12 protein-coding genes and 1 riboswitch are annotated in these 14,576 nt (G+C 36.9%); of the genes, 9 read left to right on the top strand and 3 right to left on the bottom strand.

Features of this window, described 5'->3' with window-relative positions:
• Positions 1 to 47 precede the first annotated feature (47 nt).
• Positions 48 to 1,241 carry a hypothetical protein gene (locus VB248_RS09535; protein ID WP_323296539.1) on the bottom strand — a complete coding sequence of 398 codons (1,194 nt, stop codon included), beginning with the start codon at positions 1,239 to 1,241 and terminating at the stop codon, positions 48 to 50.
• 177 nt (positions 1,242 to 1,418) lie between these two features.
• The gene (locus VB248_RS09530) at positions 1,419 to 2,291 is read right to left on the bottom strand and encodes an AraC family transcriptional regulator (protein WP_323296538.1); all 873 of its coding nucleotides are present in this window, start codon (positions 2,289 to 2,291) and stop codon (positions 1,419 to 1,421) included.
• 344 nt (positions 2,292 to 2,635) lie between these two features.
• Positions 2,636 to 2,732: riboswitch (TPP riboswitch) on the top strand.
• Positions 2,733 to 2,973: 241 nt separating this feature from the next.
• On the opposite strand from VB248_RS09530, the gene thiS reads away from it, so the two are divergent.
• The 8 genes from thiS to moeB all read left to right on the top strand — a co-directional run bounded on the left by thiS (position 2,974) and on the right by moeB (position 10,470).
• The gene (gene thiS, locus VB248_RS09525; protein ID WP_323296537.1) at positions 2,974 to 3,177 is read left to right on the top strand and encodes a sulfur carrier protein ThiS; all 204 of its coding nucleotides are present in this window, start codon (positions 2,974 to 2,976) and stop codon (positions 3,175 to 3,177) included.
• 17 nt (positions 3,178 to 3,194) lie between these two features.
• Positions 3,195 to 5,060 (top strand): phosphomethylpyrimidine synthase ThiC, encoded by a 1,866-nt coding sequence (gene thiC / locus VB248_RS09520; protein WP_323296536.1) that lies wholly within the window; start codon positions 3,195 to 3,197, stop codon positions 5,058 to 5,060.
• A gap of 158 nt (positions 5,061 to 5,218) precedes the next feature.
• Complete coding sequence (locus VB248_RS09515) at positions 5,219 to 5,818, top strand: thiamine phosphate synthase (protein WP_323296535.1); 600 nt, start codon at positions 5,219 to 5,221, stop codon at positions 5,816 to 5,818.
• Positions 5,811 to 6,566 carry a hydroxymethylpyrimidine/phosphomethylpyrimidine kinase gene (locus tag VB248_RS09510; RefSeq protein ID WP_323296534.1) on the top strand — a complete coding sequence of 252 codons (756 nt, stop codon included), beginning with the start codon at positions 5,811 to 5,813 and terminating at the stop codon, positions 6,564 to 6,566. Before VB248_RS09515 ends, VB248_RS09510 begins: the two co-directional genes overlap by 8 nt.
• Positions 6,563 to 7,216 carry a thiamine phosphate synthase gene (locus tag VB248_RS09505; RefSeq protein ID WP_323296533.1) on the top strand — a complete coding sequence of 218 codons (654 nt, stop codon included), beginning with the start codon at positions 6,563 to 6,565 and terminating at the stop codon, positions 7,214 to 7,216. The genes VB248_RS09510 and VB248_RS09505 overlap by 4 nt, the downstream gene beginning before the upstream one ends.
• On the top strand, positions 7,197 to 7,967 hold the full coding sequence (locus VB248_RS09500) for a thiazole synthase (RefSeq protein WP_323296532.1): 771 nt from the start codon (positions 7,197 to 7,199) through the stop codon (positions 7,965 to 7,967). The genes VB248_RS09505 and VB248_RS09500 overlap by 20 nt, the downstream gene beginning before the upstream one ends.
• A gap of 195 nt (positions 7,968 to 8,162) precedes the next feature.
• A complete protein-coding gene (gene thiH, locus VB248_RS09495; RefSeq protein ID WP_323296531.1) occupies positions 8,163 to 9,275 on the top strand; it encodes a 2-iminoacetate synthase ThiH in 1,113 nt (370 codons plus the stop codon).
• Between the two features lie 142 nt (positions 9,276 to 9,417).
• Complete coding sequence (moeB, locus tag VB248_RS09490; protein WP_323296530.1) at positions 9,418 to 10,470, top strand: molybdopterin-synthase adenylyltransferase MoeB; 1,053 nt, start codon at positions 9,418 to 9,420, stop codon at positions 10,468 to 10,470.
• A gap of 95 nt (positions 10,471 to 10,565) precedes the next feature.
• On the opposite strand, the gene VB248_RS09485 is transcribed toward moeB, so the two are convergent.
• Positions 10,566 to 12,518 (bottom strand): sialate O-acetylesterase, encoded by a 1,953-nt coding sequence (locus VB248_RS09485; protein WP_323296529.1) that lies wholly within the window; start codon positions 12,516 to 12,518, stop codon positions 10,566 to 10,568.
• Between the two features lie 240 nt (positions 12,519 to 12,758).
• Here VB248_RS09485 and VB248_RS09480 point away from each other — a divergent pair, with 240 nt between their 5' ends.
• Positions 12,759 to 14,504, top strand: a complete 1,746-nt coding sequence (locus tag VB248_RS09480; protein ID WP_323296528.1) for a GMC family oxidoreductase — start codon at positions 12,759 to 12,761, stop codon at positions 14,502 to 14,504.
• Positions 14,505 to 14,576: the final 72 nt, after the last annotated feature.

Genomic DNA, 14,576 nt, shown 5'->3' with positions numbered 1-14,576 from the left:
ATGTAAAATTTTGATTATCAGATACATAAAATACCAATCACTACTTATCAGTGAAATTCTTTTTCCCATTCAATCAGATGTTGAATGAGGTCTTCAAATTCTGGACTTGCACCGTTGATTAAATACAATTCATAGTTTGCTAAAGCCAAAGCCGTTGTTTGTTCTACGGTCAAATCTAAGAGTAAACCCAAACAAAAACCTGCATTGAGGTGTTCAAAACCACCAGTTGATACTCTTTCTTGAATCGAACTACTTCCTTTCAAAAGTACCTCACGATTTTTCAAAGCTACCACCGCACTATGTTTGCCACTCACTACAATTTGATGAATGTGTGTATTGTCATAAATCCATTTAGCAATATCGGTAAGTTCACGCTCGTCTGCATATTCACCGCCCAAAAGTCCATAGAGGTGAATGGCATCTTTTTCGGTTAAACTCAAACTTACTTTGCCATAAGGAGTGTACTCTTTAACGACTTCTAAAGCTTCAAGAATTTCTTCGTTGCTGTGTTTGAGTAAGTTAGCAAAATCGAAAAAGAAATTTTTGTATCTCATGCCAAAACCTTCATCTTCATCATCAGAAATTTTACTTTTTGAAGCCGTAAAATAATGCACAGGTTTATGGTTGCTCGAAGGAGCAAGATTCATCACGATGTCGTTGAGAATCCCTCTCCAAATATCAGTACTGTGAATGATATTTGCCCAATTGGCAAAAGCTACCAAATGGCTTTCATAAATCCATCTCCCAATATTATCAATGCCAGCTAATGCCGCAATGTACGACCAAGTAAGTTGCTGAAAAGTACTTTCTTCTGAAAAAATCAATTTTCCATCCGCAAATTCTAAGGTGTTTGTTTTGGCGGGTGCGGCTATCGTCACTAATTCGCAGTTTGGGTGCATTTCTTCAAAAGCACTGTTCAAATCTGGATAGCCCATCGTGCCTACGCAAACACTTTTGATATTCAAAGCAGCTAATGAATTAGCTAAAGTAGGAGCGATACCTCCGAGTTTTGTTTCTAAGTGACGAAGCTCAATATTGGCATTTTCTCCAGCCAAATTCATAAGCTGTTCGGCTACTTCACTGATAGAATTGTAGAAGCTAATTTTACCATTATTTTTACTTTTAATGATTTTTTGAATCGTATTGACATAACCATCAAATCCAATGATAGCTCTTAATGATTTGCCCGAAGTTTGATGTTTTTTGAGGGCTTTAACTAATGAAGGTAATATTTTTTTCAAAGTAAGAATGTTGTTTTTATGATTTAACAATTAGGTTGATTGTATTAATTTTTCTCTTGTGATTGCTACAAAATTATACAATTTAGAGAAATAATTGTTTAATATTAATATTTTTTATGAATAAATGCTGCTTTTTTGAAAAAAATATCTTTTAGAACGATTGACATTTCTTGATACTTAGACGAAAGTTCTGATACTTGAGTAGTTATCTCTATACTCTTTGGGCGTACAATTATGCTTCTTTTTAAAAATCCTGTTGAAGTATGAAAGATTGTTATAACCACAGCGAGACGAAATATCAGCGATAGATAAATTAGAATCGACCAATAGGCGAGTGGCGTGGTCTAAACGAATTTCATTCAAGCTATCTACAAAAGTTTTTCCAGTCATTTTTTTGATAAACCTGCTGAAACTAACTACTGTCATACTTAATACTTTTGAAATATCTTCGAGAGAAAGGTCTTGCTGATAATTTTTTCTCATGTACTCCAATACTTTTTCGATTCGTCGGGTATCAGATTGAGAATTACCATTGGTAAATGACGGAGAAGTGAGCATTTTGCTATCTTTTGAGACAGACAAATGGTGTAAAATGGATAATAATTCAATGACAGAATTGAAATCATTTGTTTGAGTGAGTTTAATAAGTTGAGGTTTTATTTTTTGGATGGTTTCTTGCGAAAATACCAATCCACGGGCTGAACGTTCAAGCATCGTTCTCAGTCGGTTCATTTGATTTCTTTTCAGAAATTTTTCATCAAATAAATCTCGATGAAACTGAATCGTAATTTCGTGAATACTGTCGGTTTCAGTTTCTTTGGAAAACCATCCGTGAGGAATATTTGAACCAACCAAAACCAATTCTTCATTGGCAATGAACTCGACGCTGTCGCCTATTACTCGTTTAGCACCTTCGGCATTTTCAATAAAGTTTAGTTCATACTCTTCATGATAATGTAGTGGGAAATCAAATTTGTTTTTATTTCTGGCAAAAACCATGAAACAATCATTGGCAGTAAGTGGAGTGATTTCACGATAAATTTTAGACATTTTATAAAATTGGATTTTGAAGGATTATTAAAAATGTGTAATAATAGTATTACACAACTACTTGGTTAAGTACTAAAAATTACAGAATTTATCTCGAAAAAACAATAAAAATATACGAACTAAAGATAAATGAATACTTGTCTATGATTTCTTTAAATATTCCAAGTCTGAATAGTATTATATCGAAATGCGTTTAACATTTTATTCATTTTAGCTTTAGAAAATTGAAATTGGCAGAAAGCATTTGAAGAAAAAATACGTTGAACGTTTTACGTCAACATAGATTTTCTAATAAGTTATTGGCAGTTCATTTGGAATTAACTGATTTTATCATTTACATTTGTGTCAAACTTTAGGGGTGCCTTAATACAACGGGCTGAGATTATACCCTCAAAACCTGAACGGCGTAATTGCTGCGTAGGAAAAAGTAAGGCAGAAATTTCATTTCAGATACGATTTTATATCGTTTTTAAAATCACTGCTTTTCTTGATTGTGCTTTTTAAGGAAACGTCCATCAATTTTGGGCTGTTTACTATTGCGAAAAATAGATTCCTGTTTAGGTGTACAACTAAGCGTGGGCTTTATTTTGTGCTTTCAGAGCCAATCATTCCCTCATCAAATTACTTCATTTTTTAGGTCTTCTCTAAGGTTCATTTGTTTTTAAATCTTAACATAAAACCGATGACTGTCTTTGTAAATGACGAAATTTTGGAGTTTTCAGATACTCCTACATTAATCAAAATATTTGAAATTCAGCAGATTACCGATATGCGTGGACTTGCCGTTGCCATCAACGAAGAAGTGATTCCTCGTGTACTTTGGGCTGAAACTGTTCTTCAAAATAATGATAGATTAATGTTGATTCGAGCTACACAAGGCGGTTGAGGTTTCAGAAAAAACTAATGAAAAACACAAAGAAAACTGAAAAAACGCCTCAGACTGAAACCATCAGTCGAGCAGCATTTCCTGCATCCAAAAAAGTATATGTACAAGGACAAATTCATGATATTAAGGTAGCCATGCGTGAAATCACTTTGTCGGATACTTTGGTGAATGGAAAAGTAATGTCTAAAAATGCACCCGTAACGGTTTACGATACCAGCGGGCCTTTTACAGACCCCAACATTGACATTGATGTAAGAAAAGGCTTGCCCAGATTACGTCAGTCGTGGATTGTAAATCGTGGGGATGTGGAAGAATTAGATTCAATTACATCCAATTACGGTCGTGAACGTTTGGCAAATCCAGCTTTGGATTATTTACGTTTTGAACATCTGAAAAAGCCTTTGAGAGCCAAAGCAGGGCAAAATGTTTCGCAATTACATTATGCCAAAAAAGGCATCATTACGCCAGAAATGGAGTATATCGCCATTCGTGAAAACCAGAAAATTGATGCTTTGAAAAGTATCGGACATCAGCACGAAGGACATAGTTTTGGAGCAAATACACCAAAAGGCTTAATAACGCCCGAGTTTGTACGTTCAGAAGTAGCGATGGGCAGGGCTGTCATTCCCAGTAATATCAATCATCCAGAAAGTGAACCGATGATTATTGGGCGTAATTTTTTAGTGAAAGTAAATGCTAATATTGGTAATTCAGCGGTTTCGTCGAACATCGAAGAAGAAGTAGAAAAAACCGTTTGGGCTTGTCGTTGGGGAGCTGATACCATCATGGATTTATCAACTGGCAAAAATATTCACGAAACCCGTGAGTGGATTATCCGAAATTCTCCCGTACCCATTGGTACAGTACCGATTTATCAAGCCTTAGAAAAAGTAGGAGGGAAAGCCGAAGATTTAACTTGGGAAATTTTTAGAGATACACTCATCGAGCAAGCCGAACAAGGTGTTGATTACTTCACGATTCATGCTGGCGTATTGTTGAGATATGTGCCGATGACGGCAAAAAGAGTAACGGGCATTGTGTCTCGTGGGGGCAGTATCATGGCAAAATGGTGTTTGGCACATCATAAAGAGAATTTTCTCTATACGCATTTTGAAGAAATCTGCGAAATTATGAAAGCCTATGATGTCGCTTTTTCTTTGGGCGATGGACTCCGTCCGGGAAGTATTGCCGATGCCAACGATGCTGCTCAATTTGCTGAGTTGGAAACTTTAGGCGAATTGACCAAAATCGCTTGGAAACATGATGTACAAACCATTATTGAAGGGCCGGGTCACGTGCCAATGCACCTGATTAAGGAAAATATGGACAAGCAATTGAAAGAATGTCATGAAGCACCTTTTTACACACTTGGCCCATTGACAACTGACATTGCACCAGCTTACGACCATATTACTTCTGGCATTGGTGCGGCGATGATTGGTTGGTTTGGTTGTGCGATGCTTTGTTATGTTACGCCAAAAGAACATTTAGGTTTGCCAAACAAGGAAGATGTAAAGACGGGCGTTATTACTTATAAAATTGCGGCACACGCTGCCGACCTTGCCAAAGGACATTACGGAGCTCAGATTCGAGACAATGCTTTGAGTAAAGCTCGCTTTGAATTTCGTTGGGAAGACCAATTCAATTTATCGCTCGACCCAGACACCGCACGTGAGTATCACGATGAAACTTTACCAGCCGAAGGAGCAAAAATTGCTCACTTTTGTTCGATGTGCGGCCCCAATTTCTGTTCGATGAAAATCACACAAGAAGTACGTGATTATGCCGAAAACATGGGAGTAGAAGAACAAGAAGCATTGGCAAAAGGCATGGCTGAAAGAGCAAAAGTATTCGTTGAAAACGGTGCGGAGGTGTATGTTTAATTGTGATTGAGTGAGTTGTGAATGAGTGAATTGTGAGTTAGTGAGTTATTTTCTTTAACTAAATTTACTGAACTTATAACTAACGGTTATTAAATCACTAATTCACAATTCACTAACTCACTAATTAACAACTCAATCACTAAATAAATAAAGTATATATGCAAAAAGTAATTTTATCTAACCCTACTGATTTTGAAGGAGAAATTGCCATTATTGAACAATTATTAATGGAAGATTCTTTGATTTTTCACCTTAGAAAACCTGATAAATCCTTGAAAGAGTATGAGAGCTTTTTAAAAAGTATTTCTCCAAAATTTTATAAAAAAATTGTACTGCATTCACATCATGAATTGATAAAAAAGTATAATCTCAGAGGCATTCATATAACCGAAAAAATCCGACAAAATATGGATGAATTTGTGATGGAAAACATGGTGAAACTACTCAGAAACAGAGGACTTAGCGTTAGTTTTTCTTTACATACTTTGAATGCCATTGAGAATTTAGCTTTCAAAGCTGATTATGTTTTTTTGAGTCCTATTTTAAAAAGTATCTCTAAAACAGATTATATCGGAGCTTTTACAATGGATGAATTGCGGTTTTTCTTTCAAGTTCGGAAAAGTGAAATTCCTGTTTTTGCATTAGGGGGCATTCGTGAGGAAAATGAAGATTTATTGCAAAGTATTGGTTTTCAGGGCTATGTGTTGATGGGTTCGGTTTGGGAAAAGTATTTTCAAGAAGAAAAACAACATGAATAAAAGAGCTTTTGTATTAAGTATTGCAGGCTTCGACCCAAGTGCTGGGGCAGGCATTTTAGCAGATATAAAAACTTTTGAACAACAAGAAACCTACGGTTTTGGTGTTTGTTCTGCCATTACTTTTCAAGACGAAAGCTATTTTGAAGGAGTAAATTGGCTCGATAACGAGCAAATTATTCATCAAGCAAAATTACTTTTTGATAAGTACTCCATTGATTTTGTAAAAATTGGTTTAATACAATCTTTACAAACTTTAGACGAAATCATCAACACACTTTTAAGCTGGAATCCAAAGCTGAAAATCATTTGGGATCCGATTCTAAAAGCCAGTGCAGGTTTTGATTTTCATTCAGAAATCAACGTGGTTTTATTAGAAAAAATCTTGAAAAAGATTTACCTCATCACGCCCAATTTGCCAGAGGTAAGACAATTAATACAAGGTGAATTTTCGGATGAGGAAAAAGCATTGAAACTCAGTGAATTTTGTCAGGTCTATTTAAAAGGCGGACATTCAGAAAATGCGTACTGTGAAGACATTTTATTAGTCGAAAATCAAAAATTTTACTTCAAATCCGAGAGAATTCCAGATGGAGAAAAACATGGTTCGGGCTGTGTACTTTCTTCGGCAATCACGGCTAATCTGGCAAAATCTCTTTCTATTCATCAAGCTTGCGAGAATGCCAAGCAGTACATGAATCAAATTTTAAAGAGTAATCCCAATTTATTGGCTTACCATTTTCAATCATGAAGATTTCAAAATTACATTATATCACACAAGATTTAGCCCACATTCCGCATTGGGAACAAGCCCGTTTGGCTTGCGAAGGTGGTGCAGACTGGGTACAACTCCGAGTAAAAAATCAAGATTTGGATACTTGGAAACAAACAGCTTTGAAAACACAAGCAATTTGTAAGACTTTCGGAGCAACTTTGATTATTAATGACAATGTACAAATTGCCAAAGAGATTCAAGCTGATGGCGTGCATTTGGGTAAAACTGATGCTTCCCCAATTGAAGCGAGAGCCATTTTAGGCGAAAATTTTATCATTGGTGGGACTTCTAATACTTTTGAAGACCTCGCTTTTTTGCATGAAGCCAAAGTGAATTATATCGGTTTAGGACCATTTCGTTTTACCAAAACCAAACAAAACTTAAGTCCGATTTTGGGTTTAGAAAAGTATCAAAGTCTTTTGGCAAAATGCAAAATAGCAGGATTGAATTTACCGATTGTAGGCATTGGAGGCGTTTTGTTGAGTGATGTTGAAAATTTATTGTTGGCTGGTTTGCATGGAATAGCGGTTTCTTCGGTCATAAATTTGGCTGAAAAACCTTCGGAAGTGACAAGTGATTTTATGAAAGCTTTAAACGAAAAATACCATGTTGAATATTGCAAATAAAGAATTTTCATCCAGACTTTTTACGGGTACAGGCAAGTTTTCTTCGTTGGCTTTGATGGAAGAAAGTTTGTTGGCTTCTGGTTCTGAATTGGTGACGGTGGCTTTAAAAAGAGTGCATTTACACCAACAGTCAGATGATATTTTAAGTCATCTGAGTAAGCCACAGTTCAATTTATTGCCCAATACTTCGGGCGTGAGAAATGCTAAAGAAGCAATTTTTGCCGCACAATTAGCCAGAGAAGCTTTGGAAACCAATTGGTTAAAATTAGAAATTCATCCCGACCCTAAATATCTTTTACCCGATGCTATTGAAACCTTAAAAGCAGCGGAAGAATTGGTGAAATTGGGTTTTGTGGTATTGCCTTACATTCATGCCGACCCTGTTTTGTGTAAGCGTTTGGAAGAAGTTGGTGTGGCGGCTGTGATGCCTTTGGGTTCGCCAATTGGAACGAATAAAGGTTTGAAAACAATAGATTTTTTAGAAATCATTATCGAACAAAGTAATGTACCCGTGGTGGTGGATGCTGGCATTGGCTCGCCTTCTGATGCTGCTAAAGCGATGGAATTGGGTGCGGATGCGGTGTTAGTGAATACAGCGATTGCCGTTTCAGAAAATCCAGTTCAAATGGCAAAAGCCTTTAAAATGGCAGTTGAAGCAGGAAGAATGGCTTATGAAGCCCGACTTGCCCCAAAGACAAATCACGCCATTGCCAGTAGCCCGCTGACGGGATTTCTTTCAATTGTGAATTAGTGATTGAGTGAGTTAGTAATTTTTTAATTATATATGACTGGTAATGAGATGATTGACTTTAATTGAAGACGATAGTAAATTGTTTTTTGAACTTGTTATGAAAAAATTACATTTGAACTCACTAACTCACTAACTCAATCACAAATAGTATCAATCACTAATTCACAATTCACAAATTCACTCAATCATTCAGACATGAATTTCTTTCAAAATATTTTTCAACAATACTCTTGGGCTGAGGTGCAGCAGAGTATTTTGTCGAAAACTGCTGATGATGTACGACGAGCTTTAAATACTTCTCGAAGAAATTTAGAAGATTTCAAAGCCTTGATTTCGCCTGCCGCCATGCCATTTTTGGAGGAAATGGCACAAATAAGTCAGCAATTAACACAAAAACGTTTTGGTAAAACCATTCAGATGTATGTTCCTTTGTACTTATCGAATGAATGTCAGAACATTTGTACTTATTGCGGTTTTAGTTTTGATAATAAAATCAAACGAAAAACGCTGACAGATAAAGAGATTTTAGCAGAAGTAGAAGTACTGAAAGCCATGAATTACGACCATGTCCTGCTTGTTACAGGCGAAGCAAATCAGACTGTTGGCGTGCCTTATTTGAAAAATGTCATCAAATTAATTCGCCCGTTTTTCTCGCATATTTCAATGGAAGTACAGCCTTTGGATGAAACAGATTATAGCGAATTGATTGCCGAAGGCTTGAATACCGTGTTGGTTTATCAAGAAACCTATCATCAAGAAGATTATAAATTGCATCATCCAAAAGGGAAAAAGTCTAATTTTGAGTACAGAATTCAAACGCCCGACCGATTGGGAAAAGGAGGAATTTATAAAATGGGTTTGGGAGTTTTGATTGGTTTGGAAGATTGGCGAACGGATTCTTTTTTTACGGCTTTGCATTTAGATTATTTAGAAAAACAATATTGGCAAACCAAGTACTCTATTTCTTTTCCGAGATTACGACCATTTTCAGGAGGATTAGAACCGAAAGTAGTGATGTCTGATGCAGAATTAGTGCAATTGATTTGTGCGTACAGAATTTTTAAGGAAGAAGTAGAACTTTCTATTTCGACAAGAGAGAACGAAATTTTTAGAAATAACATTATTAAATTGGGGATTACTGCCATGAGTGCGGGTTCAAAAACTAATCCGGGTGGTTATGTCGTTGAGCCAGCATCTTTGGAACAATTTGAAATTTCAGACGAAAGAAGCCCAGAAGTAATAGCCAAAATGATTGAACAACAAGGCTACGAGCCTGTTTGGAAGGATTGGATTATATTTAGTGAATGAGTGATTTTTTAATTGTGAGTTAGTGAGTTGTGATTTAGTGATTTTTAATTTCAATAAAATGTTTTTGGGGAGCTTAATTTTGATAAACCATCTTTCCATTCACTAATTCACAATTCACTCAATCACTAAATAAGTATAAGCAATGAATTTTCAGCGTTATAATCGCCAAATAATTTTACCAGAAATTGGTTTAGACGGTCAGCAAAAACTGAATGATGCACGAGTGTTGGTCATTGGTGCAGGCGGTTTGGGCTGTCCTATTTTACAGTATTTGGTTGCTGCAGGAGTAGGAAATTTGGGCATTGTGGATGCTGATACAGTTTCAATTTCAAATCTTCAAAGGCAAATCCTTTATACCACTGCCGACCTCAATAAAAAGAAAGTTGTAGTTGCCAAAGAGCGTTTATTAGCCATTAATCCAACTATAAGTATTGAGATTTTTCCTGTTAATCTTCATACAGAAAATGCCCTTGAGCTTTTCGAGAAATACGATATTATCGTAGATGGTTCTGATAATTTTGCCACTCGTTATTTAGTAAATGATGCTTCGGTGATGTTGAATAAACCTTTTGTATCAGGTTCAATTTTTAAGTTTGAAGGACAAGTATCTGTATTTAACTTTCAGGATGGCCCAACCTATCGTTGCTTATATCCAGAACCACCCACCGCAGGAAGTGTACCGAATTGTTCTGAAATAGGTGTAATTGGTACTTTGGCAGGCATCATCGGAACGATGCAAGCGGCAGAAGTAATTAAAATGATTACAGGTGCAGGCGAAGTATTGTCTGGGAAATTATTAGTTTTTGATATGCTTTCGATGCGTTCGCAAATTATTAAATTTAAGACAATTCCTGAAAATAAAAATATTTCAAAATTGCTTGATTATCAGGTGGTTTGTGGTGATTTCCCGACAGAAAATACGGATACAATTGACAAAGAAAGCGTAGAAAAATGGTTGGAAGAAGAAAAAGATTTTCAACTAATTGATGTCAGAAATCCACACGAATTTGAGCGTGATAATATCGGTGGAATCAATATTCCTTTAGATGATTTACTGGAAAGTATTCACGAGCTTGATATAGAAAAGGAAATCGTTTTTTGTTGTCAAACGGGTTTACGGAGTGCCAAAGCCATTGAATTATTGAAATCAGCAGGAGTAGAGGGAAGGTTTTTGAACTTAGTTGGTGGCATTTGAAAGAAAATATGTGTTTCACTAAAAACAAAAAAGTCGAAATCAAACTGATTTCGACTTTATAATTAACCATTTTTATCTTTTAATATCTTGAATCATTACTCAAATTTGTTTTGAACGGTAATACCTTTCCAAGTATCAGTACGAAATGAATTCAAGGGAAAACCTTCTGAATTAAATACATTGGCATCCATTGGCGAATCTGCCCAAGCGTACCTTACAGAAATAGGTTTTAAACCTTTTGGATGATAGACAACAATTTTATCTCCTACAATTTCAGCTTTCGCATAATAAAATATTTTGTCTTCACCTGCTATTTCAAAGCCTTTCACGTAGCCAAATTTATCCTCTACTTTCAAGCCTTTAGCTGTAAATTTAAACGAAATGGTAGCTTTTCCATCTTCATAACTTATAGAGTCAAACATTGGCGAACTATACTCAATATTCTGATTAAAATCTTTTTTCAAAGCATTTACAGCCAGACGATGTCCAACATCTTGTTTGTTGGTTGGATGAATATCATAAGGATTCCCGATGTCAGTAATTACAGCCATCCCCGTTTTAGGTAAAGCGAGCGTCATGGTTTGTGCTTCACGCAATTCAGCCCAATTACTTCCCTGATTACTGTTTTGGTAGCCACCATAATTGGCTAATTGCACAAAGTAAAATGAAAATTCATCATTCCATTTTTTTCTCCAGTCTTGAATCATCAAAGGAAAACTTTGGCGATATTGATAAGCTCTACCCGCATTGGTTTCTCCCTGATACCACAATGCACCACGGATTGAAAATGGCACGAGTGGGGCAATCATGGCATTGTAGATTGTTGTACCAATGTTATTACTCGAATGAACGTACTCGTGTTTTTCAGCGAACGAAGGCATCAAACGCCAGCCATTCGATAAACTAATTTTTTGATTTCCAGCTTCAAGGTACAAGTCACTTGCCGAACCTTGTAAACCCAAACCATACCAAGGCAAGTTGATAGCATTCCCAAATTTTATCATTAATTTATTTTCTCCAGCCTTCCAAGTATTAGCAGGTACAACGATTTTACGAACACCCTTGATGATACCAGCAGAAACCAATTTACCATTGATATAGATTTCGTTATAACTATCATTTTCTGCCAAAGCCAGAGTTGATTGTTGGGCGGTCATTTCAGCAGGAATTTCCACTAAACGAGCCATAAAACCATTGCCACGAAAAGCCCAAATACCTTTCCAATCCCACTGTCCCATTGGACTGTCGCCAAAAAGCCATTTAGAGAAATCATAATTAGCTTCAAGGTATTTTTTTTCATCCTCCAGACTCGGATTAATCTTATCGCCCAATAGTTGTTTCTGAACTTTTTGGTCGTGAAAATGGTCAGCATCTTTCCAGTTGTTTGGAAGATTCTGAGCGTAGCTTTTAAGTTCTTCATTCGACAACATTCCTTCCTTGCTAATCCAACCTTCTACTTGCGAACCACCCCAAGACGAGTGAATCAAACCGATGGGAATATTCAGTTTTTGATATAATTCTCGGGCAAAGAAAAAACCCACAGCCGTAAAATCTCCAACGGTTTCGGCAGAAGCCATTTTCCAATCACCAGTTTTCAATTCAGTTTGTGGTGTCATGGTTACTTCATGTTCCACATAAAACTGACGAATATTGGGGAAGTTGGCATTCTTTTTTTCTTCTTGAAAATTGTTTGCTTGCAATACCCTCCATTCCATATTTGATTGCCCCGAACAAAGCCAAACTTCACCTACTAAAATATCACTGACAGTCAACGTACCTGATTTCGCCGTTACGCCCATTTTATGTGGGCCGCCAGCTTCTAAGGGAGAGAATTTAACCATCCATTTTCCAGAAGCATCTGCCATAGTACTTTGCGACTGCCCAGCCAAAGTAACACTTACTTTTTCATTAGGATTTGCCCAACCCCAAACAGGAATAGCTTTTTGTCTTTGAAGAACGACATGGTCAGAAAAAAGGCGAGCCAAACGTAGTTGCCCAACGCTTAGATGACAGATGAATAAGAAAATAATAAAAAGAAAACGTTTCATAATGAATGTTAAAAAGAATGAGAAAATAATGCTCCCGAAAGTAGGATTTATTTTACTGAGCTTTGTCCTAAGCTAATGGTTTTTTAGAAGAAAGATTATCAATTCAGAAGTTGCAATACTTCGGAATTAATTCTTCCCATCCTCCTCTTTTCTCACAAACAAGGACAAGCAATCAGTATAAAATACCTATTTTCCCTTCTTAATATATTTTATTCATTTCAACCTAAAACTCATTTTTAAATGTTAGACTTTCAGATAAAAGAACAGGCTACGGTATATGATGTCGTAATTATTGGTTCTGGTGCTGGCGGAGGTATGGCTGCTTATGAACTGACTAAAGCGGGAGCAAAAGTATGTGTTTTGGAAGCAGGTCAGTATTACGACCCTGCCGACCCTAAGTATATTACTCAACTTAAAAGTCCATGGGAATCGCCTCGTCGTGGTGCTTCTACTACTCGTGCTTTCGGTGACTTTGATGCGGCTTATGGTGGTTGGGATATTGAAGGCGAACCTTACACTCGAAAAGATGGTACTAAGTTCGATTGGTTTCGTTCAAGAATGTTGGGAGGGAGAACTAATCACTGGGGAAGAATTTCGCTTCGTTTTGGTCCAGATGATTTTAAAAGAAAGTCAATAGATGGTTTGGGTGATGACTGGCCTATCGGCTACGATGACGTAAAACCTTATTATGATTACGTAGATAAATTAATCGGAGTATTCGGTACGAACGAAGGACGCAGAAACGACCCAGATGGATATTTCTTGCCACCTCCAAAACCTCGTTTACACGAATTAATGATTAAGAAAAGTGGACAAAATATCGGAATTCCTGTGATTCCATCTCGTCTTTCTATTCTTACAAAACCAATTAATAAAGACCGTGGACAGTGTTTTTATTGTAGCCAATGTAATAGAGCGTGTCAGGCTTATGCCGATTTTTCTTCTTCGTCGGTTTTGATGATTCCTGCTATTAAAACAGGAAATTGTACTTTGATTACCTACGCAATGGCTCGTGAAGTGTTGACAGACCCAACTACTGGTTTGGCAACGGGAGTATCTTATGTTGATACTCGCACGATGACTGAAAAGGTTGTAAAAGGTAAAATTGTAATTTTGGCAGCCAGTGCTGGTGAAACAGCTCGTTTGTTATTGAACTCAAAATCTGCTCGTTTCCCGAATGGATTAGCCAACTCAAGCGGTATTGTTGGGCGTTATATCAACGACTCTACGGGGGCATCTCGTTCGGCAATTATTCCAGCTTTGTTTGATAGAAAACGTTATAACGAAGATGGCGTAGGAGGTATGCACGTTTATACTCCTTGGTGGGGCGATAATAAAAAATTAGATTTTCCTCGTGGTTATCACATCGAATATGGTGGAGGTATGGGAATGCCAGCTTATGGTTTTGGTTGGGGCATTGAAGGCATCAACGAGAAATTCCCAACTCGTGAAGGTATTAAAAAGGCAGCAGGGGGCTATGGTGCATCTTTGAAAGAAGATTATCGTCGCTTCTATGGGGCTTATATCGGTATGGCTGGTCGTGGCGAACCTGTGCCTGATTATAATAATTATTGCGAAATCGACCCAACGGTGGTTGATAAATATGGTATTCCAGTTTTACGTTTCCACTACAAATGGTCTGATTACGAAATCAAGCAGGCGAAGCACATGCAGGAGACTTTTGAACAATTGATTACTGAAATGGGAGGTATTCCATTAGGTAAAAAGCCGGATGCAAGTACCAATTATGGTTTGGCTGACCCAGGAAGAATTATCCATGAAGTAGGCACTGCCAGAATGGGGAATGACCCAAAAACTTCTGTGCTTAACTCGAATTGTCAGGCACATGATGTGAAAAACTTGTTTGTAGCTGATGCTGCTCCTTTCGTTTCACAAGGAGATAAAAATGCTACTTGGACAATCTTGGCTCTGTCGGCTCGTACTTCTGAGTTTATCATTAATGAAAAGAAAAAAGGAAACTTATAAGAGTTTTGAATTATGAATTATGAGTGGTCTGTCACTCTGTGGGTCAGTTTAGAAGCTCATAATTCCCAAATT

This window comes from Arcicella rigui, assembly GCF_034929435.1.
GTDB lineage: Bacteria > Bacteroidota > Bacteroidia > Cytophagales > Spirosomataceae > Arcicella > Arcicella rigui.
The sequence above is the reverse complement of the archived record's forward strand: the minus strand, read 5'-3'. Positions and strand labels throughout refer to the sequence as shown.